The sequence below is a fragment of the Arthrobacter sp. 2RAF22 genome (genome assembly GCF_052115325.1).
Classification (GTDB): Bacteria; Actinomycetota; Actinomycetes; order Actinomycetales; family Micrococcaceae; genus Arthrobacter.
The window spans coordinates 93690-116496 of the sequence record NZ_JBFRGL010000002.1; the positions used below are offsets into that span (position 1 = coordinate 93690).

Here is a 22807-nt window from a genome sequence, read left to right on the forward strand (position 1 = left end):
TATTCGCGAAGGTAGGCCGTCGTGTTCGAGTCAGTGACTTCCGTTGCCCTTGGTAGCGCCCTGGACGGGCTCTCATTGCGCCAGCGCACCATCGCCAACAACATCGCCAACGTCAACACACCGAACTACCACGCCAAAAGGGTCCAGTTCGAAGACGCGCTTGCGGCCTCGGTGAGCGCCGGAGACGGGCAGGCCACGGCTTCCGTCACTACGTCCCAGGAACCCACCCAGCTCAACGGCAACAACGTCAACCTGGACACCGAAACCCTCTCGAACGTAGACACCGTCCTGCGCTACCAGTTCGCCTCCCGTGCCATCGGCGAACAATTCACCGCCCTACGCACGGCCCTGAGGACCAGCTGATGACTTTCGACGCGATCGGGATTGCCGGCTCCGCCCTGACTGTCCACCGCAAATGGCTCGATGCAGTCTCGGACAACCTGGCCAACATTAATACCGCCACCCGCACCAGCGGCAAGGCGTTCCAAGCCCGCTACGTCGAAGCCGCCGAGGGCAGCGATGGAACCGGCGTGTACGTCAAGAGCACTCCGCAAGGCAGTGCGACCGGCAGGCTCGTGTATCAACCGGACCATCCGCTTGCCGATGCCCAAGGCTATGTCCGTTACCCGGACATCGACCTCGCCGAACAGATGGGTGCCCTGATTGTGGCGCAACGCGGCTACCAGGCCAACGCCCAAGTGGTCGACCGGGCCCGTGAGACGTACCAGGCAGCGCTTGAGATAGGAAAATCCTGATGGCTTTGGACCCGATCGGCGCAATTCAAGGCGGCGGGGGACTTTCCGTGCAGGGCGTCACCGGCACCGGCTACCTGGGCGGCGCCGGCAACGTAACCGGAGTCGCGGGAACTTCGGACGGCAACGGCTTTGCGACGGCGCTGACTGGTGCCGTGGACAACCTCCAGTCACTGCAGTCGACGTCGAACCAGGTGGCCGTGTCCGCGGTAACGGGCAACCTTGACGATATCCACAAGGCGACAATCGCTGCCACCCGCGCCCAGATCACCATGGAGCTTGTCTCCACAGTGCGGAACAAGGGCGTTGACGCGTTCAACGAGATCATGAGGATGCAGGCCTGATGCCTCCACAGATTGCCGCCTTCTTCCGCAAGATGGGCGATGGATTCAAGGGGTTCACGGCAGGGCAGCGCACCATCGCCATCATCGGCATCGCCGTCCTGGTGCTCGGCGGAGTGGCCCTGTCAGCATGGTTGGGCAAGCCGTCCTACTCGCCGTTGTTCTCCGGTTTGAAGGACACGGATGCCAACGGGATCGTGGAGCAGCTGCGCAAGGACAATGTCCCGTACGAGCTCAGCAACGGCGGTTCCACCATCCTCGTCCCCGACGACAAGGTCAACGACGAACGGCTGAAAGCCGCCGCGGCCGGTCTTCCGGCGGCCGCGGCCACCGGCTATTCGCTGCTCGACAAGCTCGGCGTAACCTCGTCCGAATTCCAGCAATCGGTTACCTACAAACGCGCGCTCGAGGGTGAACTCGCCACCACCATCCAGGCCATGGACGGCGTGAAGACAGCCGCCGTGCAGTTGGCCCTTCCGGCCAAAACGGTGTTCGTTGACAAGGCTCCGGACGCGACGGCATCAGTGTTCGTGGAAACACAGCCGGGCATCACCCTGTCCGCCGATAAGGTCCAGGCGATCGTGCACTTGACGTCCGCCGCGATCGAAAACCTGAAGCCGACGAACGTGACCGTGGTGGATTCCCAGGGCAACGTCCTCTCCACGGTGGGAGGCGGAGCCACGGGCTCCTCCTCCAAGCAAGCCGCCGACTACCAACAGCGCACCTCCGATTCGGTGAAGGCTGTACTCGATAGGGTTGTGGGACCGGGCAACGCCACCGTCGCCGTCGCGGCCGACGTGACCGCCGAGTCCGCGCAGCAGCGCAGCGAGACGTTCTCCACCGCCAAGGATGCCGCTCCGCTCAGCGAGACCACCAAGACCGAGAAGTACACGGGAACCGGCGGCGGCGCCTCCGGTGTCCTTGGCCCGGACAACATTGCCGTGCCGGGCGGCACCAACGGCAACGGAACGTTCGATTCCAGCGACACCACCAAGAACAACGCCGTCAACAAAGTCACCGAAGACCGCACCATTCCGCAAGGCGCCGTGAAACGCCAGACCATCTCGGTGGCCATCAACCAGTCGGCGGCGGCCGGTCTCAACGTCAACTCGGTCAAGGCCCTCGTTACTTCCGCGGCCGGCGTCGATCCCGCCCGCGGCGACGTGGTGACAGTCGAAGTGCTGCCCTTCAGTACCTCGGCCGCAGACGCGGCGGCCCAGGCACTGGGCGCGGCCAAATCGCAAGCCGACGCCAAGCAACAGTCGGATTTGATGAACACGCTCATTCTCGCGGGCAGCATCCTGCTGGCAGTCGTAGCGCTGATCGTGCTCGTGCTGATCCTCCTGCGGCGCCGGCAGCACCGCGAACCGGTTGACCTTGGCGAACGCCTTGACTACGAGATGCTGCCTGAAGCGGTCTCCACCCCGGCGCTCGAAGGACCGCCCGCCACCTCGGCGATCGAACTGCCGCCGGTTCATCCGGTCCCGGCGTTGCCGATGCCAGGCGCTGAGGCTCTCGACGGCGAACGGCGGCGGGCACAGATTGAAGCCATGGTTGCCGAGAACCCCGCCCGGACCGCCGATTACCTGCGCGGGCTTATGGATGAAAGGCAGTCCGTATGAGGGTGGGGGAGTTGGACGTAGGAGGCTTGACCGGCGCCCAGAAGGTGGCGGTGGTGCTCATGCAGATGAGCCCTACCAGCGCAGCGTCCGTCATGACCCAGTTCTCCGAATCCGAGGCCGAGGACATCGCCGCCGAGATCGTACGCTTGCGCCGCGTTTCCTCATCCGTGGCAGACCACGTCATGACGGAATTCCACGACCTTGCGGTCAGCGGACGCCGGACGGCCCGCGGCGGCCAGGAATTCGCCGTCGGGCTCCTGGAAGCGTCCTTCGGTGCGGACAAAGCGGCCGGTTTCATGGACCGTCTCGCCTCCACGATGGCCGGGAAGTCCTTCGAATTCCTGGAAATGATGGATTCCGGCCAGCTGTTGGCCCTCATCGACGGCGAGATGCCGCAGACCATCGCCTTGATCCTGGCGCATTTGCGGCCGGGCAAGGCTTCCGCGGTCATGGCCGGCTTGGGCGACGTGCAACGCAGTGAGGTGGCCCGCTGCATAGCCACGATGGGATTGGCTTCGCCGGAGGCCGTGGGCATCGTGGCCGAAACGCTCAAGGTTCGTGCCGGAGCCGTCATGTCGCAAAGGAAGTCGAGCGAGATTGTCGGCGGCATCCAGCCACTCGTCGACATCATCAACCGTTCCGACGTCAACACCGAACGTTCCGTGCTGGAAGGCCTGGAAACCCTCGATCCGGAACTGGCCACGGAAGTGCGCGCCCGGATGCTGACCTTCGTGGACATCGTGAAATTGGAACGGCGCGACATCCAGCAGATCCTTCGTGGCGTCAATGCCGAAGTGCTCGCTGTCGCCATGAAGGGTGCCCCTGCCGTGGTTCTCGACGCCGTGCGCACCAACGTGTCCGGCCGCAACCTCGAAATCCTGGAAGCCGAAATGGCTTCCGCCGGGCCGGTGCGCGCCTCCCAGGTTGAAGAAGCCCGGGCAGAGATTGTCCGTTCCATCCGTGAGCTGGAAGCCGAAGGCGCCATCGTGGTCCGACGCGGCGAGGAAGACGACTATGTCTACTGAGGCTGAATTCCAGAGGGTGGTCTTCCCGGACATCCAACCAGCCGCGAGGTCGCGCAAAGTGGACCGGGGATACACCCAGGGACACGCGGCGGGCTACACGGCCGGGATCCAGGCTGCGGCCGCGGAACAGCGCCGCCTTCGCGAACAATTCGAGGCCGAACACCGCGCAATGCTCGACGCCGGGCAGCTGGCTGTGGAGCAAGCTGTCCGAGCGCTCGAGGCGGCGGCCGCAGCGTCCCGGCAGCACCGCGGTGCCGTGCTGGAGGAAGCGCAGGACGTGTTGGCGGCCAGCGCGATCGAGCTCGCGGAAGCCATTCTGGGTTACGAACTCAACGACGGCGATAATACCGCCCGCGCCGCGTTGGCCCGGGCTCTGGCAACGGTTTCAGACGTGCAAGCGGTGACCACGGTCCGCCTCCACCCGGCGGACCTGGCCGCGCTGTCCGCCGTCGACGTCGGGAACGTGGCCGGCGTCGAACTCAAGGCCGATCCCGCCCTGGACCCGGGCGATGCGATTGCGGAATATCCGCAGGGTTGGCTCGACGCCCGGCTCAGCACCGCAGTGCACAGGGCCAAGGCAGCCCTGCTGGGGAAAGACGCATGAGCGGCATCAACTACCGGCCGCACGCGGGCCGTTTCCGCGCAGCCCTCGCCGCCGCGGCGCCGCAGCGCGTGGGTACCGTGACGTCCGTCCTCGGCCTTGGCCTGGAGGTCTCCGGACTGGACTGCGCGGTGGGGGACCTGGTGACCGTGGGCGAGGCGCCCGGGCTCGACGCCGAAGTGGTCGCCTCGGTCAGTGGCGCTGTCCGCTGCATGCCGCTGGGACGGTTGACCGGAGTGGCCGCGGGAGACCCGGCCCGTTCCAAGGGCGCTCCGATCCTGGTCCCCACCGGCCGTGGCCTCTTCGGACGGGTACTCGATGGGCTCGGGCGTCCGATCGATGGCAAAGGCCCGATGCCCGCGAGTCCTATGGTCCCTTTGGACAACGAAGCCCCGTCGGCCATGCACCGTGCCCGGGTGGACACTCCGCTCCAGACCGGCGTCCGCGTCCTGGACACCATGGCCACTCTTGGCCGAGGCCAGCGCATGGGGCTGTTCGCGGGCTCGGGGGTCGGCAAGTCCTCGCTGTTGTCCATGATCGCCCGCGGAACGGATGCCGAAGTGTCCGTCATTGCCTTGGTGGGGGAGCGCGGACGTGAAGTTCGCGAGTTCCTGGAAGACGACCTCGGCCCCGAAGGCCTGGCCCGTTCCGTGGTGGTCGTTGCCACGTCCGACGAGCCTGCCCTGATGCGCCTGCGCGCCGCCGTCACTGCCACCCGGATTGCCGAATCCTTCCGCGAAGCCGGCAAGGACGTCGTCCTCATGATGGATTCACTGACCCGCGTGGCCATGGCCCAGCGCGAAATCGGCCTCTCCGCCGGTGAGCCGCCCGCTACCCGCGGCTACCCGCCGTCGACCTTCTCCGTTCTGGCCCGGCTCCTGGAACGCGCCGGCACCGCCGAGACCGGATCCGTGACCGGTATCTACACAGTGCTGGTGGACGGCGACGACCACAACGAACCGATCGCCGACGCCGCCCGCTCGATCCTCGACGGACACGTGGTCCTGGACCGGAAGCTCGCCGTCACGGGGCACTTTCCCTCGGTGGACGTCCTTGGCTCGGTGTCCCGCGTGGCCTCCAAGGTCAACTCGGCCGATCGCACGGCGCTCGCGGCATCCCTTCGCAGGGTCCTCGCCGCGCGGCGCAGCGCCCAGGACCTGATCGACGTCGGCGCCTACCACCGTGGAAGCAATTCCTTGGTTGACGCGGCCCTGGACCACGAAGCTGCCATCAACGGGTTCCTGCAGCAAAGCATGGACGAATCCACCCCGTACAGCGAGTCCTGGCCGGAACTCTTCCGCCTCTCAGCAAGCCTCGAAGGAGCCGCGTGAACCGTCAATTCTCCCTGGCCGGGTTGTTGCGCTTGCGCCAGACGCAGCAGGATGCCGCCGCCAGTGGACTGGCCCGTGCCAACTCCCGGTCCGCGTCCCTGCGATCCCGCCGAGCCACCGCCCGGGAGGAACTGGCAGAGTCCGCCGGAGGCGCCGGAAGCTCCGCATCTCTTTTGGCCATCGCGGCCGCCCGGGCGTCCGCGCAAAGCATGTTGGCCGAGCTTGACGCCTTGTCCGCCAGTGCCGAGGCTGAAGCCGCCGCGGCCCGCGCGGAATATACCGAAGCCAAGCGCCGCGCAGTAGGACTCGAGAAGCTCGAAACCCGGCACGGCGCCGCATTTGAGGCTTCGGCGCTGCGCGCTGAGCAAGGCGTGCTGGACGAGATCGCGTCCTCCGCGTGGCACCGGAAGGCCACCTCGTGAGCGTGACCGAGGCCATCGGGCGCATCCAGAGCATCGAGTCGATGTTGCAGCAACTCAGCCAAGGCATCCGCCCTCAGGCAACTGCCGCGAGCACCACCGCTTCCACTGCCGCGGGCGCGGCCACTTCCACCGACTCGGCGTCCTTCGCGCAAGCGCTGAGCTCCGCCGTCGGGGAATCGGCGACGCCGGACGTGAGCCAGCTAGCTTCTTCCTTGGGGCTCGGCGGCAGTGCCGCCCTCTCCGGCATCGCGGGCGCGCTTTCGAATGCCGGTACAGGCACGGCCACCGGCGCTGTCACGGGCGACGCCGTGGTGGCCGACGCCAAGAAATACGTGGGTGTGCCCTACGTCTGGGGCGGCACGAACCCGGCGGTGGGCATGGATTGCTCAGGCTTCGTGCAGCGCGTCTTCAAGGACCTCGGCGTTGATCTGCCGCGCGTCGTCAGCGACCAGATGCGGCAAGGCACTCCCGTGGCATCCTTGGCCCAAGCCAAGCCCGGCGACCTGTTGGTGAGTTTCGGCGGCGAACACATTTCCATCTACCTCGGCAACGGCAAAGCGATCGACGCGCCCGTCCCCGGCCAGACCATCCAGATCCGCGATGCGTGGGAACAGCAGTCCAATCTGACTGCGATCCGCCGGATTGTCCCCGCGGGAGGCTCGTGATGCCGTTGCCACTCTCTGTTGCGGCAGTTCCGCGTCCGGCTGTTCCCGGCTCTTCGCCCGTGCAGCAGTCCGGCGGGGCTGCCGGGTTTGATGCCGTGATGAACGGCGTGCTGGCGTCCGACGCGAAGACCTCGCTCGGGACCGCACAACAGACCCCCGACGGCGGCGCCCAGGAAGAGCCTGCCGGCGACGGTTCCGGGCCGGTCGCCCGAGCCGCCAAACCGGAACCGTCGGAGGTCGCCAGGGACAGGGTTGATGCTGTGGGTGTGGTTGAGGCGGCTGGCGTGCCGGGTGCTGTTGTGGGCGTGGCGGGTGCTGTTGATGCGGCCGCCGCGGCTGCTGTTGCCGGTGGACTCGCGGCCGGGAACGCTGCTCCGCAGGCGAGCGGCACTGGCGTTACTGTGTCGGCCAAAGACAGTGCCGTTGACAGCGCGGTACCGGCCACAGCGGTTGCACGCACGTCGGCGGCAGCAAGACTGCCAGTCGGGATGACCGCGGGCCCCACTCAGGCGACGCCGGCTGGAACGGAGGTGGGCGCAGCTGTGCCGGCTGCGCTGCCGATCGGGAGCCTTGGTCAGAGCCCAACCCAGCCTGGTCCGATCCCGGCCAGCCCGTTGCCGGCCAGCCCGTTGCCGGCCGCTGCGCCTGCCAGCCAGATGCCCGGCGCCCTGCCCAGTAGCCCGCAGCCAACCGTCGCGCTACCCGCCGGCCCGCTCCGCGGTAACTCGCTGCCCATCAACCCGCTGACCGCCGGCCTTGAGACCGGGGTCACCGCGACCGCAGCCCAAGCAGGCGAGCCGGGCACCGCCGTCGTACTTCCCGTTGGGAAAGCCGGGACGCAGCGGGACTCGCCACCGGTCCTCGGGCAGGACAGGCCGGCCGCCGCGGCACCCGGGCTTCCCTCCGGGATTCAGGCAGGAATTCCGTTGGTGGGGCGGCCGGCGCCGCCACTTCAGGAGGCTCCTACGACAGCCGCTCCCGGCATGGCAACGCCCACTCTCCAGGCAGACCCGGCGAAGCTGCTGTCCCAAGTGTCCGCACCGCTGTTCTCGCTTGCATCGGCGGCGCCCGGCTCCCACGTGATGACCTTGAAGCTCTCCCCGGAAGACCTCGGTCCGTTGACTGTCCGGGCGCATATCGAAGGCGCAGGGGTCCGGATCGAATTGTTCGCCCCCGGAGAAGCCGGCCGTGAGGCCATACGCAGCATCCTGCCGGAACTGCGGCGTGGACTCGGCGAATCGGGCTTCGGCGCGAGCCTCGACCTGTCCGAACACAACGCTCCGGCCGATGCCGGGGCGGGCGGCTCGGACCCCCGTGACCGGCGCCCGGCCGAAAGTCCCGCCTTCCCACGGGGCAGCGACGGCGAGTCGCTCCGCCAGGCGCGGACCGCCGTCGTACTTCCCCGAAGCATTACCAGCAGCCTGGACATTCTCGTCTGATGAAGGAGAGCCAATAGTGACCATCCAAGCCATCGCGGCAAGCAACGGAGTCCAGCCCGGAACCACCGCAGCCAAACCCGCGCAGACCATGGACTCGAGCATGTTCATGTCCCTCCTGGTGACTCAGCTGAAGAACCAGGACCCGAGCGCTCCCATGGACACCAACCAGATGATGAACCAGACCGTCCAGCTGTCCATGATGGAGAAGATGACGGAACTCACGGCGGACGCCAAAGAGAGTTTTTCGCTCCAGATGCGCAGTGCCGCGGCACAGATCATCGGGCACAACGTCAGCTATGCGCTCGCCGACGGGACAAAGGGCTCGGGCGTCGCGAGTTCGGTTTCCTTCGCGGCCGGAACCCCCACGGTAGCGGTCGGGGGAGTGAACGTTCCGCTCGATTCCATCAGCGGGATGACCGCCGCCGCCACGCCAACCGCCTGACGCTCCACACCCTCGAACCACCCGAAGAAAGGCAACACCATGCTTCGTTCGCTGTACTCCGGAATCTCCGGCCTCCGTGCCCATCAGGCCATGCTGGACGTCACGGGAAACAACATCGCCAACGTGAACACGGCCGGCTTCAAGGCCTCCTCCACGCAGTTCCAGGACACGCTCTCCCAGATGACCCAGGGCGCCGGCGCCCCGCAAGCCGAGACCGGTGGCACCAACCCCGCCCAGATCGGCCTCGGGGTACGCGTGGCGGGAGTCAGCACCAACTTCAGCCAGGGTTCATCGCAGAACACCGGGCGCGCCACTGACATGATGATCTCCGGCGACGGGTTCTTCATCACCAGCAAGGCCGGACAGCAGCTCTACACCCGCGCGGGCGCCTTCGACATGGACGCGGCCGGCCGTCTGGTGAGCCCCGACGGCGGGATCCTGCAGGGCTGGTCTGCCGCCAACGGCGCCGTGAACTTGGGAGGTCCCGTTGGCCCGATCGCCCTCTCACCCAATACGACGTCGGCCGCCGTCGCCACCACCAAGGCCTCGCTGGACGGCAACCTGCCGTCCGATGCGGCCGTGGGGACCAGCGTGGAGCGCCAGGTCAAGGTGTACGACGCCGACGGCGCCTCCCGCAGCCTGACTCTGACGTTCAGCCGCTCTGCGGGAGGCTGGGATGTGGCCGGGGCCGACGCCAACGGCGCCACGGGGAACTCGACGCTCACGTTCGCGAACGGTGCGCTGACCTCGGGCGGTGCCATGACCGTCGGCGGCATCTCGGTGGACATGTCCACTGTTACCGGATTCGCCGCCATGAGCACACTCACGGTCGGCAGCCAGAACGGATCCGAGGCAGGCAAGCTGGAGTCATTCACCCTCGGCGGCGACGGCTCACTCATCGGCTCGTTCAGCAATGGCAGCAAGCAGGTTATGGCCCGCGTGGCCCTTGCCCGTTTCACCAACCCCGGCGGCCTCGAGAAATCCGGTAGCTCCACGTATGTGGCTACCGCCAACTCCGGCGCAGCCCAGTTGGGCGCCCCGGGCGACGCCGGACTCGGCACCCTGACTGCCGGGGCCCTTGAGATGTCCAACGTTGACCTCTCCCAGGAATTCACCAACCTGATCGTTGCCCAGCGCGGCTTCCAGGCGAACGCCCGCATCATCACGACGTCGGACGAGGTCCTGCAGGAGCTGACGAACCTGAAGCACTAGTGACACTGCCCGTTCACAGACAGAAGGATGGCCGGCATCCTTGGACGCCGGCCACCCTTCAGGCAGTTACTGCTTTTTAGAGTCCGGCGACCCCGTTCGGAGTGCCGACGCCCGTGGGTCCGTCCCATCCGGTCCCGGAGAGGCACCATTGGCTCGTGGAGCACGTGCCCGTTGAACCCGAGGCGACGTCATTGAATTTCCCGGAGTTCGTGTACGGAAGAGAGTTGGCCAGTGCCGAGGAGCTGCCTGTGTTCCCGGAAAGCGCGTACATGGCCGCGATCAGGGGCGAGGAGAGGCTGGTCCCTCCATACTGGGCCCATGACGAGGTGGTGCTGCTGCTCGGCGCGTACACTGCCAGGCCGGTCTGCGGATCCGCGACGGCGGAGACGTCCGCCGAGGCGCGCTTGCTGCACCCAGTTCCGAACGTGGCAGCCGCTGGCAACGCGGCATTGACACTTGAGCATCCGGATCCCGAGCCGGACCAGGCAGATTCGCCCCACCCGCGTGCACTGGAGTTCTTGACCAACGATGTGCCTCCCACGGCGGTGACGTAACTCGAGGAAGCGGGGTAGGACGAGCCGGTATACCCGTTGTCGCCGGTTGACGCTGTCACCGCGATGCCCGGGTGGTTGTAGTACGTGCCGTAGCTGGAGTCTGCTGAATCCCCGCCGCCGTAGCTGTTGGAGATCGCCGCGACGCCGGGCTGTTTTGCGGCCGTTGCCACGGCTGTCCCAAGGTCGCTGAGGCTCGCTGTTGTCGCCTGCACTACCAGGATCTTGCAGTCCGGACACGCTGCAGAGACGGCGTCGACGTCGAGGGCCGTTTCGTCGGCCCATCCGGAATTGAACCTGGGAAGCTTGTTGCCGCCGTTTTGGTCCTTGATGGTGAGGCAGCCGTTGCTGACCGTGCATGCCGGGAGGCCGAACTGTGAGCGGTAAACGCCGAGATCGCGTTCCAGGTTCGGATAGCCGTAGGCATCCACGATTGCGACGGTTCTGCCGCCAGACGCGAGGCCTGTGATGTTGTAGGCACTCTGGATGTCCGCGGGGGTCTTGCCGGTGGCGGGCGGCGTGCTCGAAGCGGGTTTGGTTTGTCCTCCCGGCGACGACTTGCCCGGAGTCGTCGAATCATCGACGTACTTGAGCGCAAAACACGACGCATTGCCGGCTGGGACATCGGCGCAGACCTTCTCCGCATGCCAGTTGGCGGACGGAGATGGTTGGGCAACTGCGGCCGGTGCTGTGGCTGAGAACGCACTCAGCAACAGCAACAACGTCCCGGAAACGCTAAGGATCTTCTTCACGAAACCTCCCTGAGGAACAATAAGATCCGACTTGACAGGATAGTCAACTCGGCGTGACAAGCTTCGCACCAAACGTCACTATTGTCACCCATGTCACATCCACCCCTGCGGTCTCATGAGCCACCGGGGAGATTTGCGGTTCGATTGCTAGTGGTTGGTGAGGTGGGGGCTGTGGATGTGTTCGCGACGGAAACCGAGGCCCACAATGCGGCCCAAGAGGCGTTTGACCAGTGGCGTGTGGCTGATGAGCCGTATGAGTTGGACGGGTGGGTTGTTTTGGGCAAGGCAAGCGAGTTGGCGTGTCTGCTGTCGCTGCAATGCCTGTGCGATCCGTACCGCTGGTTCGCGTCGTCGTTGCACGCGCTGGAGGTCGGCGAAGGCGATGGTGCCCGTGCGCAGTGGTACTGCGAGGTGATTGGCCGTGGCGACGGCGTCGGCGATGGCGTAGTTCACCCCGGCGGCTCCGGCCGGCGACATAGCGTGGGCGGCGTCGCCGATGCATAACAGGCCTGGCTCGCACCAGCGTCTCAACCGATTGGAGCGCACGGACAGCAGCTTGATCTGGTCCCAGTCGGTCAGCGCCGCCAGGCCGGCGGCCAGGAACGGCGCGGCACGTGCCACCCGGTCGCGGAAGGCGGCCAGCCCCGCGGCCTGAACCTGCGGGAGTGTTCCTTTCCCGATGATCGTGCCGCACTGCCAGTAGTCGCCGCGGTCGATGGCCAGCACGATCTGCCCGCCGCCGACATAGCCCAGGGTCGGCGGCGCATCCTCGCTGCGCGGCACGCGGAACCACAGCACGTCGATCGGCATTGCGAACTCCCTTAGCGGCAAGTCCGCGTGTTCCCGGCCAAGGGAGAACCGCCCGTCGCACGCCACCGTGAGATCCGCCCTGATCTCTACTTCGCTCTGGGGAGTGCGCGCCCGTACGCCGATCACTTGCTCACCGTGGCGGAGTAGGCCGGTGGCCTCGGTACTCATTTCCAGTCGGAAGGTGGGGTATTGCATGGCCTGGGTGGCCAAGAAGGTCAGGAAGTCCCACTGCGGCATGAACGCCATGAACTTGCATCGGGAGGGGAGGTGCCGGAAGTCCACCAGCCCGAAGGTCTGTCCGGAGATGCCGAGACGCAGTTCCGGTATCTCCGTGTGCGGCAGGCTCAGAAACTCTTCCAGCAATCCCAGTTCGGCCAGTATGTCGGTAGTCGCAGGATGGATGGTGTCGCCCCGGAAGTCACGGAAGAAATCGGCGTGCTTCTCCAGCACTGTCACCTCGACTCCGGCGCGGGCCAGCAGGTAGCCGAGCATCATGCCAGCCGGTCCACCGCCGACCACGCAACACTGCGTGTCCCAAGAACATGGGCCGAGGCCGGGGCCCGGAACGGGTGTGGTTTCGGATTCGCTGGACATTCCTGGCTCACCTCATCGACCGGCTGAGGCCGTCAAGGATGAGGTTCAGCCCGAAGTCGAACTCGTCCCCGAAGTCGTAGCCGGGTTTGAGGACGTGTTCGGTGGCGATCTCCATCATGTGGGGGTATTGCCCGGTCGAAAAGCGTTCAACGATCGGCGCTGTGATCTCGGCGGCGGTGTCCCTGCCGTCAAAAGGAAGGGCGGCTTCCTGGAGTGCGAATCCGTAGATGTAACTATCGAGCAAGGCATAGGCATGGGCCGTCATCTGGACGGAAAAGCCTGCTGCCCTCAAGGTCGCCAAGGTCGCTTCGTGGTGACGCAGGTTCGCTTCGCCCGGGGCGGAGCGGCTTTCCAGCAGCCCGACCGCCCAAGGATGGCGTTTGAGCGCGCTGCGCACTTCGTGTGCCCGCCGGTGCATTTCCTCCCGCCAGTCGCCCGCGGGGGAGGGTAATGCGATTTCGTGGAAGACCATGTCCACGATGCCATCCAAAATTTCATCCTTGTTGGCCACGTAGTAGTAGAGCGACATGGGCTTGGTTCCCAGGCTCTGGGCGAGCGAGCGGATGGTCAGCGCGGCGATTCCTGACTCGTCAGCGAGATCCACAGCGCAACCGAGCACCCTTTCGCGGCTCAACGGAGGGCGTCGCTGGGGGAGGGGCTGTGCAGTGTCCGGCATCGGGACTCCTTGGACTCTAGTTGGTGCAGTACTCCAGCGATTTAGTGCAGGGGGTCTAGCGGTTTAGTACATTGTACGATAATCTTTTTGGTACAGCGTACGAAAAAGTAGCTGAACACCCCAAATGACTGGAAAGGAACGGCCATGACCGCTGGTCAGCATGCTGCGGAGACTCCGATTTCAGGCGGCTCGCAAAAGCCGGAGGTTACGATGCGGGCCATCGTGCAGGAGGCTTATGGCTCCGCCGACGTCCTGCACCTGGCGCAGATCCCCACACCGACGATTGCGGAGAACGAGGTGCTGGTCCGGGTCCACGCTGCAGGACTGGACCGGGGGACCTGGCATGTAACCCGGGGCCTGCCTTACGCGCTGCGCCTGGCGTTCGGCGTCCGCGCCCCCAAAAATCCTGTGCCCGGGATGGACTTGGCCGGCACGGTCACGGCGGTCGGAGCAGCAGTGACCCGATTCGCCGTCGGGGACGAGGTCTTCGGGGTCGGGAAGGGTTCCTTCGCTGAATATGCGACGGCCCGCGAAAGCCAACTGGCGCTCAAACCGGCGAACATCAGTTTCAAACAAGCCTCGGTGGTCCCGGTTTCCGCCTGCACTGCGCTGCAGGCCCTTCGCGCCGCGGGCCGGATAGCGCCGGGACAGAAGGTTCTGATCCTTGGTGCCTCGGGAGGAGTGGGCAGCTACGCTGTTCAGCTCGCAAAAGCTGCCGGGGCTGAGGTCACGGGCGTGTGCAGTGCCGCCAAAATGGGCCTGGTGCGCTCGCTCGGTGCCGATCACGTCCTCGACTACACCACGCAGGACTTCGCCGACGGCACCAAACACTACGATCTGATCCTGGATATTGCCGGGAACCCCACCCTGGCACGCCTCCGCAAGGCGCTCACGCCTACCGGCACGGCTGTTATCACCGGCGGCGAAGAAGGCGGCTCCTGGACGGGCAGTATCGACAGGCAATTCAGGGCCCTCGCGCTGTCCCCGTTCATCGGTCAGCGGCTCACCATGGTCATGGGGACGCAGGACGTTGCGGACCTCGAATACCTTGCCGGGCTCATCGACGCCGGAACCCTCACCCCGACCGTCGACCGCAGCTATCCGCTGGAGCAGGTTCCGGACGCCATGCGCTATTTCGACGCCGGCAAAGTGCGGGGGAAAATCGCGATCACCATCCGAGAAGCTCAAGGCAACTGAAACAGGCACTGGCAGTACACGTTATAACAGGCACTCCCACGCGGACCCGGGGACTGGTTTTCTTGAATCAGTCCCCGTTTCCCTGCTTGGAAGGCCACCATGTCCGTGACTACCGTCAAATCCTTTCCGGAAGCCGTGGCGCGTCCGCGCGCATCTCTCGCGGTTGCCATGCTCGGATTTTTCGTGGTCGCCTTGGACGCCCAGATTGTCAACGTCGCGCTGCCGGAGATCCGGAATGATTTCGGCGGTGGCCTTTCCGGCCTGCAGTGGATAGTCACCGGCTATACCTTGATGTTCTCGGCATTGCAGCTTTTCGCAGGGACCTTCTCAGACCGCGTTGGGGCGCGTCGCGCCTACGGCATCGGCATGATTCTCTTCACCGTTGCCTCGATGGCATGCGGGTTCAGCCCGAGCCTTCCTGCACTCATCGCCGGACGCGTCCTGCAGGGCATCGGTGCGGCAATGATTACCCCTACGTCCCTCGCCCTCATCCGGGAGGCGTTCCACGATCCTGCGCGTCGCGGAAGGGCAATCGTGTACTGGGGCCTGGGCGGCTCGGTCGCCGCTGCTGCCGGGCCCGTGCTCGGAGGCATCCTCACGCAACTGGACTGGAGACTGATCTTCTTCGTCAACCTTCCGGTGGGAGTGGCAGCCCTGCTGGTCCTCTCCCGAGTGGCTCCTTCGCCACGACGCTCGATGCCCTTTGACTGGACGGGGCAGGTTGCGGCGGTCCTCACGCTCGCGAGCCTGGCGTACGGCATCATCGAAGGAGCCGAACTCGGCTACGGAAGCCCCCACATCTTGTTGACGTTCGCCATATGTGTCGCATCCGCAGCCGTATTCGTGGCAGCACAAGCACGGGGAAGCCACCCAATGATCCCGCTCGACTTGTTCCGTTCACGCGCAGTCTCCACGGCCCTGATTGTCGCCGGGGTCACCATGGCGGCGTTCTACGGCGTCGTCTTCCTCCAGAGCCTCTACTTCCAACAGGAACGCGGAGCCAGCGCCCTGGAGACCGGGCTTTTGTTCCTGCCCATGACCGGGCTTGTTGCCCTCCTGAATCCCCTCGTGGCCAGGTTCGCGGAGCGATTCGGGCGCATAGTCGCGATCGTCTCTGGCCAATTGCTGATGGCCGCGGGGCTGGCGAGCCTCTGCCTCCTGCCAGGCAATGCGCCGACCCTGCTCGTCGCGTTCCTGATGGTGCCCGTCGGCGTCGGAGGTTCCTTCACGGTTCCGCCGATCATTGCCCTCATCCTGGACCACGTGCCGGCGGAGTTGGCGGGGACCGCCAGCGGCGCGGTCAATACCGCCCGGCAGCTCGGAGGCTCCCTCGGCGTCGCGATCTTCGGCCGCACTCGCCGGTCAGAACTTCATGGCAGGATTGCGCATCAACCTGAGTATCACGGCCCTTCTCCTTCTGGTCCTCGTAGCGGTGTCCCTGCCGCTTCGGCACGCACAACAATCACGGCACTAGCGAAAGGCAGACGCCATGAAACTCGTTCCCCCCACCCCGACCGTCAAAGCCCCTACGGAGAGATTCACGGGAGACGTCTACCTCAATCCGCTCCACAACGGCGAGGCGCCCTCACGTCTCGTGGCGGCGATGGTCCGCTTCACCCCCGGTGCCCGTACGAACTGGCATTCCCACCCTCTTGGCCAGACCCTGCACTGCACCGATGGCACCGGGTTCGTTGCCACCCGGGACGGCAGTGTGATCCTCATGCGCGCAGGGGACACGGTCCACACGCCCCCCGGCGAGGAACACTGGCACGGCGCCACCCAGGACAACATGATGTGCCACCTGGCCCTGGTGGAGCATGACAACGGGGAGAGCGCCACCTGGCTTGAGCCCGTCAGTGAACAGGACTACCAAGCCGCCCACGCCCAAATCAGCCGATAACCCCCATCCAAGCGAAGGAAACCCATGAACACCGTCACCCTTAACAACGGCGTCGAAATGCCGATCCTCGGCTTCGGCGTCTTCCAGATCCCGGACGAGGAAACCCAGGCCGCAGTGGAAGCCGCGCTCGACGCCGGTTACCGTCACCTGGACACCGCCGCTTCCTACCTGAACGAAGAGGCCGTTGGCCTGGCCATCAAGAACAGCGGCCTCGCCCGCGACGAACTCTTCATCACCACGAAGCTCTGGATCCAGCACGCCCCGGCAGGCAGCGTCCAGGACGACACCAAGCGCGCCTTCGACAACTCACTCCGCCGCCTCGGACTCGACTACGTCGACCTGTACCTGATCCACCAGCCGTTGGGGGACTACTACAGCGAGTGGCGCGCCATGCAGGAACTCCACCAGGACGGCCTCGCCCGCGCGATCGGGGTCTCGAATTTCCACCTCGACCGGCTGGTGGACCTCATCGACCACAACGAGATCGTCCCGGCAGTCAACCAGATCGAAACCCACCCCTTCCACCAGCGCGCGGCCGACCAGGCAATGATGCGCGAACGCAGTGTCCAGATCGAGTCCTGGGGACCCTTCGCCGAAGGCAAGAACAACCTGTTCACCAACCCGCTTCTCAGCACCATCGCCGATGCGCACGGCAAGTCCGTCGCACAGGTGGTTCTCCGTTGGCTCATCCAGCGCGACGTCGTCGTCATCCCCAAGTCCGTCCGGCCCGAACGCATGGCCCAGAACCTCGACGTCTTCGATTTCACCCTTACCGACGAGCAGATGAGCCGGATCGCCGCCTTGGACACCGGGGCCAGCCTCTTCTTCGACCACCGCGACCCCGCCATGGTCAGCTGGCTCGGCAATCGCAGGATCAACTGAGGCGCCGGGGTTGGACCATTGCCCGACCCCTACCCCATTAGTCCGGCGGAGTTACGGAAGCAGGTGTTCGTGCGCGGCCGCCTCCAGGGCGTCGGCCTCTTCCTTGGCCATGCGGGTCTCTGCTTCGACGTCGATGCGTCGGGTCATTAGCCAATACAGCCCTGCGGAGACCGGGAGCCCGATAAACAGCGAGATGTCGGCGCCGTCCAGGGCGTGGGCGATGAACCCGACGAAGAGCTTGCCTGCCGAGAAGAAGGGAATCATCACCACAAAGCCGACAAGGTAGGAGATGATGCCGGGCCAGCCCCAGCGTCCGTAGATCCCATCGGGCTTGAAGATCTCCGCGATGGCGTAGTGGCCTTTGCGGACGATGAAGTAGTCGGTGAGGTTGACAGCCGTCCACGGAATGAAGAAGTACAGGACCAACAGCAGGAAGTCGTTGAAGTTGGCGAGGAAGTCGGCCGAGGCCAGGTTAGCCAGGACCACGGAAATGAGGGCGGTGACGGAAATCGTGATGATCCGGAGCCTTAGCGTTGGCCGGATCTGCCGCACGCTGTCGATGGACGATATCAAGGTCAGCGAACCGCCGTACATGTTCAGGGCCGTCACGGACAGCAAGCCCAGGGCGGCGACGAACAGGGCGATGCCACCGAATCCGCCGAAGAGCTGGTCGGCCGTGGACTTGATCGAGCCGATGGTTTCGAAGTTCTCCCCGGCGGCCGCACCGATGTACGCGCCCAGGAACATCACCCAAATACCGCCGAGCGCGCTGCCCCAGAACGTCCATCTGAAAGTGCCCCGTCCGCTGGCCGGCGGAAGGTAGCGGGAGTAGTCAGAGACGTAGATGGCCCAGGAAATCTGGTAGCCGGCCGCGACCCCCAGCTGGCCCAGGAACGGCACCATGTGGAAGTCAGCCAGGTTGTATGCGCCAGCGGGAATGGCCAGCTTCACGGCTGCAATGGTGAGCAACGCCAGCATGATGATGGTCAGGTACGTCAGGTAGCGCTCAAAGGCGTGGATGAGGTCGTAGCCGAACAAGGCGATGACGACGGCGACAATGGTGACCACCCAGAACCAAAGGTTTTGCGACCCGAAGTTGACTGACTCCGAGATCGCTTGGCCGGCCAGGATGGTGTTGAAGATGTTGAAGCCGGCGTACTGGAGGTAGGCGAAGAGCCAAACCAGAAGGGCGCCGATGTAGCCGAACTGCGGCCGGGACTGGATCATCTGTGGCAGGCCGAGCTGGGGGCCCTGCGAGGAGTGCGCGGCCATGAAAAGCGTGCCGACGAGCACCCCGATGGCGATCGCGAGCAGCGACCAGATCAAGTTGCCGCCGGTGGTGATGCTGATCAACCCCACTGCCAGGGTGGCGATCTGGGCATTGCTGACGAACCACAGCGGTCCGATGTGCGAGACCTTGCCGTGGCGCTCGTTCAGTGGAACATAGTCGATCGACCGGATCTCCAGCCCTCGGCCCGATCCTTTGTCCGTCGTTGCGCTCATGGTGCATCTCCTTCGGAGCATCGGTGCATCTTGACTTTGGTTTAGCACAGAGTGGGGCGGCCTAGAAGAGGCCGCGAGATTCCTAGGGGAGCCGGTGGTGCCGCCATGTGGGGAACTGGTCCCTGGCTGCCAAAACGGCATCCGGGGAGAGGTCCAGCGTGGCGGTGGCCGGCTCCGTGTCGAGGCTGTGCAGGACAGTCCCGAGGGGATCCACAAGCATGCTGTAGCCGATGGATACCGGTGGAGTCTGGGAGACCGCCGCCACGTACACGCCGTTCTCTATTGCCCGGGCCTTGGCCAATGTGGCCCATTGCTCGGTCTTTGCGGTACCGGGAACCCACGAAGAACAGACGAGGAGCGCCTCGGCCCCGGCATCGGCCAGGATGCGCGCCAACTCGGGGAAGCGCAGGTCGTAGCAGGTCATCAACCCGAACGTCATGCCGCCGCAGGAAAAGGTGACGGGCAATGGTTCCGGCGCCGGTCTGATGTATTCCGATTCGCGGAATCCTTGGCAGTCGAACAGATGGATCTTCCTGTAGCTGGCGAGGAGGGAACCGTCCGGACCGATCGCCACCAAGGTGTTGAATGCCCGGTCCGGTTCTTTGGTTCCGTCTCCGTCACCAGGCGCTTCCAGGAGACCCGCGACGACGGCGATCCCGTAGCGTGCGGCCATCGCGCAGAGCGTGGAAGCCACAGGGCCGTCAAGGGGTTCGGCCATGTCCACGAAGCTCCGGTCCACCCGGCTTTTCTCGTACGTCGAGTACTCCGGGAACACGATGAGCTCAGAGCCCTCGTAGGCGGCCCGGGCACAGTAATCCGCGATGAGGTCGAGATTGCGGCCGACGTCCGTGCCGGAATCCAGCTGGGCTAGGGTGATGCGCACGCAGTCCTCGTTTCTCCCCGTTTACTGTGTTCCGTCGTCATACCAGGGCTGCTTCTTTTTCCTCCATCACCATTTCCGGCGGCGCCTTCCGGAACCCCTTGGTGATGATGCCGAGTACAACGACGCCGACGCAGAGCCAGATCAGTCCGAGCGTGATGGCATTCGAATCGAGCTGGGAGAGCAGGAAACCGTCGATGATGGCTCCGACAGCCGGCATGACCACGTAGAACATTACGCTGAGCCGGTTCCCCGAGCGTCGTTGGCGCAGGTAGTAGGCAATGACCGAGACATTGACGAGGGTGAAGGCGGTGAAGGCACCGAAGTTGATGAACGACGTCGAGGTGGCGACATCCAGGAACATGGCGATGAGTCCCACCGCGCCGGTGATGACCAGGTTCAATACCGGCGTGTGGAAGGACTTGTTCAACGCCCCGAAGACTTTCTTCGGCAGGACGGAATCCCGGCCCATGGCGTAGAGCAATCGTGAGGCGCTGGCTTGCGCCGCGAGTCCGGAGGCAAACTGGGACACCACGAGTCCGGCCAGGAAGACTGCGCCGAAGAACTGTCCGCCGATCTTCAGGGCAATGTCCGACGCCGCCGACGCCGAATCGTCGAACACCCCGCCGGGGTGGATCAACTGTGTGGTGTAGGAGACGACGACGAAGATCGCGCCGCCGATGAGTGCCACAAGCATGATCGCCTTCGGTACGGTCCTTTTCGGCTCGATGGTCTCCTCGGTGAGGGTGGACACGGCGTCGAAACCCAGGAACGAGTACGCCGCGATGGCAGCGCCAGCGGTGATCTTGTCGAAGCTCGACGTGTCGTTGAAGAATGGAGCGGTGCTGACCAGGGCACTCGCGCCGGAGGTCGAGACCAAGGTTCCAACGGACAAGGCCACGAAAAGGACTATCACTAGAAGCTGGAATGCCATCAGCAGGTAGTTGGCCTTGTCAGCCACCTTGACGCCAACCACGTTGAGCAGCGTTGTGATCGCGATGAACGCGACAATCCAGACCCCGATGGGAATGTCCGGGAACTGCGCGGTGAGGTACGAGCCGCCGATGAGCCAGATGACCATCGGCAGGAACAGGTAGTCCAGCAGGACAGCCCAACCGGCCAGGAAGCCGATCCGGGAATCGATGGAGCGCCGGATATAGGTGTACGCGGAGCCGGCCACCGGATAGGCAACGGCCATGCGTCCGTAGCTCTGCGCGGTGAAGAGCATGGCGACCATGGCCACCAGATAGGCCGACGGGGATGCTCCGCCGGTGGTTTCGGCGATCACGCCGAAAATCGCCAGCACGATGAGCGGGGTCAGGTAGGCCAGCCCGAACAGGACCAGCGAGGGCAGTTTCAGGGCGCGCGTGAGGCTCGGTTGCGTTGTCACCGGTGGTTCCTTAGGAGTTGGAGGACCGTGGGGTCCAGGTGGTCGGGTCGATGCGGCCTTGGTAGACAGGCAGCTCGATGGGCGGCTCGCCGGGGCGGAATTGGGACCAGGGGCGGTTGAGGTTTTCGGTCCCGTGCGTGCGGACATGCTCGACGGCGGAGAGGTCCAGTTCCACGGAGAGAAGGGTGGGCGCGTCGTCGTCGGCCTCGGCTATGGTGTTCCCCTCGGGGTCGACGATCAGGCTGAGGCCTTTGCCGGTGGGTCCCGCGCAGTTGACGCTGACCATGAAGACCTGGTTCACAATCGCGTTTGCCTTGGCGAGGACGAGTTCTTGCTTGCGGTCCGGCGTCGTGGTCTTCACGACGTTGAGGATCACTTCGGCGCCCATCCACGCCAACTGGCGGGTCACCTCGGGGAACCAGGCGTCGTAGCAAATGTTCAAGCCCACCCTGCCGATCCCTTCCAGGTCGACGGTGGTGAACCGGTCGCCGGGGTCGTAGGGCTCAAAGGGGCGCCAAGGGAAGACCTTGCGGTAGTAGCCGGCGAGCTCGCCTTCGGGGGAAAGGACCAGCTGGGTATTGAACAATTGCCCCTCGGGGCCGCGCTCGCAGACGCTGCCCGGAACCAACCAGATCCCCAGGTCAGCTGCGAGCTGCCGCAGTTCCTTGACGCGCGGACCGTCCAGCGGCTCGGCCGAGTCCTGCAGCACTTCCGTACGCTGCAGGTCCGGGTTGGAATCCCCGAAAAGGTGCAGCTCCGGGAAGACCACGAGCTTGCTGTGCGGTTGGATCGCGACGGCGGCGGCGACTTCGGCGGCGAAGGCCTCGATCGGTTCGCCGATCAGTCGGGGTGCCGCCTGGGCGGCGATGAGGGGAAGGATGCGTTGCACTGGTTTCTCCACGTTGTCGTTGTGACTCGCCTCATATTAGATCATAATGATCAAATAAAAGGAAGGTGGATTTTGCCCCGTAAAGTAGCGGATATGACCCGTCAGCTCGAGGACACCACCGGCGACTCACCCATCGATGCTGCCCCTTTGCTCGGAATCGACCGCCGGAGCGCAATCGACGCCGTGCGGTTGCGGATCGGCATGGCCATATCCTTGGGACTGCTTCAGCCCGGGGAGAGGCTGCCCGACCAGCAAGACGTCGCGCTGGGCCTTTCGGTCAGCCCGATCACCGCCCGCAGGGCCCTAGCGAGCCTGGCCGACCAGGGGGTCGTTGTCCGCCGGCGGGGGCGCGGCGGCGGAACCTTCGTCGCCGACGAGCCGCCGCAAAACGTCCTTGAAGAGCTCGCTGCGTCGCCAGCCGAATCCCATGCAGTGAACCGGCTGGTGGACCGTCGGTTGCTCTTCGAATGCGCGGTTACCCACTTCGCCGCCGTCAACGCCACGGCAGCGCAGCTGGATGAGCTGGAGCGGTTGACCCATGAGATGGCCGGATCAAGCAATTGGTCCGAGTATCACCAGGCCGACGAGAGGTTTCACAGGCTGGTCGCGGCGTGCTCGGGCCTGGGAGCTGCGGTCGACGTCTACAACGAGGCGCTGGCGGAGCTCTACGCATACTTCATCCCGTACCCGATCGAGTTTCTCCATGAGTCCAACCGGGACCACATTGCGCTCGTCAACGCCTTGCGCGCCGGCGACGACCGCGGCGCGGTGGAGGTATCGCGGCGGCACGTGGACGTGTTGCACAAGACGATGTTCATGGGCCTCGCCGGCGGCGACGGCCATGAATCCGGGTGAACAACAGCTCGTGGCTTATCGTCCGGGATATCGGACTAAAGATCGACCCCTTTCCGTGATCACTGTCACTTTGCAT

At 65.1% G+C, this 22807-nt stretch carries 23 protein-coding genes and 1 pseudogene; 17 read left to right on the forward strand and 7 right to left on the reverse strand.

Going from position 1 to position 22807, the window contains the following annotated elements; all coding sequences use genetic code 11:
- Positions 1 to 21: 21 nt before the first annotated feature.
- Genes AB4068_RS03865 through AB4068_RS03920 form a run of 12 tightly spaced genes read left to right on the forward strand, consistent with a single transcriptional unit; the run spans position 22 to position 9852 of the window.
- Positions 22 to 363, forward strand: a complete 342-nt coding sequence (locus AB4068_RS03865) for a flagellar basal body rod protein FlgB (protein ID WP_059388253.1) — start codon at positions 22 to 24, stop codon at positions 361 to 363.
- The gene (locus AB4068_RS03870; protein WP_441432719.1) at positions 363 to 755 is read left to right on the forward strand and encodes a flagellar basal body rod protein FlgC; all 393 of its coding nucleotides are present in this window, start codon (positions 363 to 365) and stop codon (positions 753 to 755) included. Before AB4068_RS03865 ends, AB4068_RS03870 begins: the two co-directional genes overlap by 1 nt.
- Positions 755 to 1096 carry a flagellar hook-basal body complex protein FliE gene (fliE, locus tag AB4068_RS03875; RefSeq protein WP_441432720.1) on the forward strand — a complete coding sequence of 114 codons (342 nt, stop codon included), beginning with the start codon at positions 755 to 757 and terminating at the stop codon, positions 1094 to 1096. Before AB4068_RS03870 ends, fliE begins: the two co-directional genes overlap by 1 nt.
- A complete protein-coding gene (fliF, locus tag AB4068_RS03880) occupies positions 1096 to 2715 on the forward strand; it encodes a flagellar basal-body MS-ring/collar protein FliF (RefSeq protein ID WP_284989478.1) in 1620 nt (539 codons plus the stop codon). The genes fliE and fliF overlap by 1 nt, the downstream gene beginning before the upstream one ends.
- On the forward strand, positions 2712 to 3740 hold the full coding sequence (gene fliG / locus AB4068_RS03885; RefSeq protein WP_284989479.1) for a flagellar motor switch protein FliG: 1029 nt from the start codon (positions 2712 to 2714) through the stop codon (positions 3738 to 3740). Before fliF ends, fliG begins: the two co-directional genes overlap by 4 nt.
- Positions 3730 to 4344, forward strand: coding sequence for a FliH/SctL family protein (locus AB4068_RS03890; RefSeq protein WP_441432721.1), 615 nt, complete (start codon positions 3730 to 3732; stop codon positions 4342 to 4344). The genes fliG and AB4068_RS03890 overlap by 11 nt, the downstream gene beginning before the upstream one ends.
- Entirely contained in the window at positions 4341 to 5672 is a 1332-nt protein-coding gene (locus AB4068_RS03895) for a FliI/YscN family ATPase (protein WP_441432722.1), read from the forward strand. The genes AB4068_RS03890 and AB4068_RS03895 overlap by 4 nt, the downstream gene beginning before the upstream one ends.
- On the forward strand, positions 5669 to 6094 hold the full coding sequence (locus tag AB4068_RS03900) for a flagellar FliJ family protein (protein ID WP_284989482.1): 426 nt from the start codon (positions 5669 to 5671) through the stop codon (positions 6092 to 6094). Before AB4068_RS03895 ends, AB4068_RS03900 begins: the two co-directional genes overlap by 4 nt.
- Positions 6091 to 6759, forward strand: coding sequence for a C40 family peptidase (locus tag AB4068_RS03905; RefSeq protein ID WP_441432723.1), 669 nt, complete (start codon positions 6091 to 6093; stop codon positions 6757 to 6759). Before AB4068_RS03900 ends, AB4068_RS03905 begins: the two co-directional genes overlap by 4 nt.
- Positions 6759 to 8198, forward strand: a complete 1440-nt coding sequence (locus tag AB4068_RS03910) for a flagellar hook-length control protein FliK (protein ID WP_441432724.1) — start codon at positions 6759 to 6761, stop codon at positions 8196 to 8198. The genes AB4068_RS03905 and AB4068_RS03910 overlap by 1 nt, the downstream gene beginning before the upstream one ends.
- A 16-nt stretch (positions 8199 to 8214) precedes the next feature.
- Positions 8215 to 8640, forward strand: coding sequence for a flagellar hook assembly protein FlgD (locus AB4068_RS03915; RefSeq protein WP_284989484.1), 426 nt, complete (start codon positions 8215 to 8217; stop codon positions 8638 to 8640).
- A 39-nt stretch (positions 8641 to 8679) separates the two neighbouring features.
- Positions 8680 to 9852, forward strand: a complete 1173-nt coding sequence (locus AB4068_RS03920; protein ID WP_441432725.1) for a flagellar hook protein FlgE — start codon at positions 8680 to 8682, stop codon at positions 9850 to 9852.
- Between the two features lie 76 nt (positions 9853 to 9928).
- Here AB4068_RS03920 and AB4068_RS03925 read toward each other — a convergent pair whose 3' ends face one another.
- The 3 genes from AB4068_RS03925 to AB4068_RS03935 all read right to left on the reverse strand — a co-directional run bounded on the left by AB4068_RS03925 (position 9929) and on the right by AB4068_RS03935 (position 13235).
- Complete coding sequence (locus AB4068_RS03925) at positions 9929 to 11155, reverse strand: S53 family peptidase (RefSeq protein ID WP_284989563.1); 1227 nt, start codon at positions 11153 to 11155, stop codon at positions 9929 to 9931.
- Positions 11156 to 11302: 147 nt separating this feature from the next.
- Entirely contained in the window at positions 11303 to 12559 is a 1257-nt protein-coding gene (locus AB4068_RS03930) for an FAD-dependent oxidoreductase (protein WP_441432726.1), read from the reverse strand.
- A 7-nt stretch (positions 12560 to 12566) separates the two neighbouring features.
- Positions 12567 to 13235, reverse strand: a complete 669-nt coding sequence (locus AB4068_RS03935) for a TetR/AcrR family transcriptional regulator (protein ID WP_441432727.1) — start codon at positions 13233 to 13235, stop codon at positions 12567 to 12569.
- 144 nt (positions 13236 to 13379) lie between these two features.
- Between AB4068_RS03935 and AB4068_RS03940 the strand changes: the two genes are divergently transcribed.
- From AB4068_RS03940 to AB4068_RS03955, 4 genes and pseudogenes are all read left to right on the forward strand, one after another.
- Positions 13380 to 14432, forward strand: coding sequence for an NAD(P)-dependent alcohol dehydrogenase (locus tag AB4068_RS03940; RefSeq protein ID WP_441432728.1), 1053 nt, complete (start codon positions 13380 to 13382; stop codon positions 14430 to 14432).
- A gap of 168 nt (positions 14433 to 14600) precedes the next feature.
- Positions 14601 to 15722 (forward strand): annotated as a pseudogene (locus tag AB4068_RS03945) (MFS transporter); the annotation flags it as partial.
- A 199-nt stretch (positions 15723 to 15921) separates the two neighbouring features.
- Complete coding sequence (locus AB4068_RS03950) at positions 15922 to 16332, forward strand: (R)-mandelonitrile lyase (protein WP_306963764.1); 411 nt, start codon at positions 15922 to 15924, stop codon at positions 16330 to 16332.
- A gap of 24 nt (positions 16333 to 16356) precedes the next feature.
- Positions 16357 to 17214 (forward strand): aldo/keto reductase, encoded by an 858-nt coding sequence (locus tag AB4068_RS03955; RefSeq protein ID WP_441432729.1) that lies wholly within the window; start codon positions 16357 to 16359, stop codon positions 17212 to 17214.
- Positions 17215 to 17265: 51 nt separating this feature from the next.
- On the opposite strand, the gene AB4068_RS03960 is transcribed toward AB4068_RS03955, so the two are convergent.
- The 4 genes from AB4068_RS03960 to AB4068_RS03975 form a co-directional block, all read right to left on the reverse strand.
- Complete coding sequence (locus tag AB4068_RS03960) at positions 17266 to 18717, reverse strand: purine-cytosine permease family protein (protein ID WP_441432730.1); 1452 nt, start codon at positions 18715 to 18717, stop codon at positions 17266 to 17268.
- A gap of 82 nt (positions 18718 to 18799) precedes the next feature.
- Positions 18800 to 19600, reverse strand: coding sequence for a carbon-nitrogen hydrolase family protein (locus AB4068_RS03965; protein ID WP_441432731.1), 801 nt, complete (start codon positions 19598 to 19600; stop codon positions 18800 to 18802).
- A gap of 37 nt (positions 19601 to 19637) precedes the next feature.
- Positions 19638 to 20987 carry an APC family permease gene (locus AB4068_RS03970; RefSeq protein ID WP_441432732.1) on the reverse strand — a complete coding sequence of 450 codons (1350 nt, stop codon included), beginning with the start codon at positions 20985 to 20987 and terminating at the stop codon, positions 19638 to 19640.
- Between the two features lie 10 nt (positions 20988 to 20997).
- Positions 20998 to 21876, reverse strand: coding sequence for a carbon-nitrogen hydrolase family protein (locus tag AB4068_RS03975; RefSeq protein WP_441432733.1), 879 nt, complete (start codon positions 21874 to 21876; stop codon positions 20998 to 21000).
- A gap of 93 nt (positions 21877 to 21969) precedes the next feature.
- Here AB4068_RS03975 and AB4068_RS03980 point away from each other — a divergent pair, with 93 nt between their 5' ends.
- Positions 21970 to 22731 (forward strand): FadR/GntR family transcriptional regulator, encoded by a 762-nt coding sequence (locus AB4068_RS03980; RefSeq protein ID WP_441432734.1) that lies wholly within the window; start codon positions 21970 to 21972, stop codon positions 22729 to 22731.
- Positions 22732 to 22807 lie beyond the last annotated feature (76 nt).

What these genes read in the sequence shown, in the direction of transcription:
- AB4068_RS03960 (WP_441432730.1), bottom strand. Translation starts at nt 18,717, where the DNA reads ATGAGCGCAACGACGGACAAAGGATCGGGCCGAGGGCTGGAGATCCGG.
- AB4068_RS03910 (WP_441432724.1), top strand. Translation starts at nt 6,759, where the DNA reads ATGCCGTTGCCACTCTCTGTTGCGGCAGTTCCGCGTCCGGCTGTTCCC.
- AB4068_RS03920 (WP_441432725.1), top strand. Translation starts at nt 8,680, where the DNA reads ATGCTTCGTTCGCTGTACTCCGGAATCTCCGGCCTCCGTGCCCATCAG.
- AB4068_RS03935 (WP_441432727.1), bottom strand. Translation starts at nt 13,235, where the DNA reads ATGCCGGACACTGCACAGCCCCTCCCCCAGCGACGCCCTCCGTTGAGC.
- AB4068_RS03980 (WP_441432734.1), top strand. Translation starts at nt 21,970, where the DNA reads ATGACCCGTCAGCTCGAGGACACCACCGGCGACTCACCCATCGATGCT.
- AB4068_RS03870 (WP_441432719.1), top strand. Translation starts at nt 363, where the DNA reads ATGACTTTCGACGCGATCGGGATTGCCGGCTCCGCCCTGACTGTCCAC.
- AB4068_RS03890 (WP_441432721.1), top strand. Translation starts at nt 3,730, where the DNA reads ATGTCTACTGAGGCTGAATTCCAGAGGGTGGTCTTCCCGGACATCCAA.
- fliG (WP_284989479.1), top strand. Translation starts at nt 2,712, where the DNA reads ATGAGGGTGGGGGAGTTGGACGTAGGAGGCTTGACCGGCGCCCAGAAG.
- fliF (WP_284989478.1), top strand. Translation starts at nt 1,096, where the DNA reads ATGCCTCCACAGATTGCCGCCTTCTTCCGCAAGATGGGCGATGGATTC.
- AB4068_RS03955 (WP_441432729.1), top strand. Translation starts at nt 16,357, where the DNA reads ATGAACACCGTCACCCTTAACAACGGCGTCGAAATGCCGATCCTCGGC.
- AB4068_RS03930 (WP_441432726.1), bottom strand. Translation starts at nt 12,559, where the DNA reads ATGTCCAGCGAATCCGAAACCACACCCGTTCCGGGCCCCGGCCTCGGC.
- AB4068_RS03950 (WP_306963764.1), top strand. Translation starts at nt 15,922, where the DNA reads ATGAAACTCGTTCCCCCCACCCCGACCGTCAAAGCCCCTACGGAGAGA.
- AB4068_RS03895 (WP_441432722.1), top strand. Translation starts at nt 4,341, where the DNA reads ATGAGCGGCATCAACTACCGGCCGCACGCGGGCCGTTTCCGCGCAGCC.
- fliE (WP_441432720.1), top strand. Translation starts at nt 755, where the DNA reads ATGGCTTTGGACCCGATCGGCGCAATTCAAGGCGGCGGGGGACTTTCC.
- AB4068_RS03940 (WP_441432728.1), top strand. Translation starts at nt 13,380, where the DNA reads ATGACCGCTGGTCAGCATGCTGCGGAGACTCCGATTTCAGGCGGCTCG.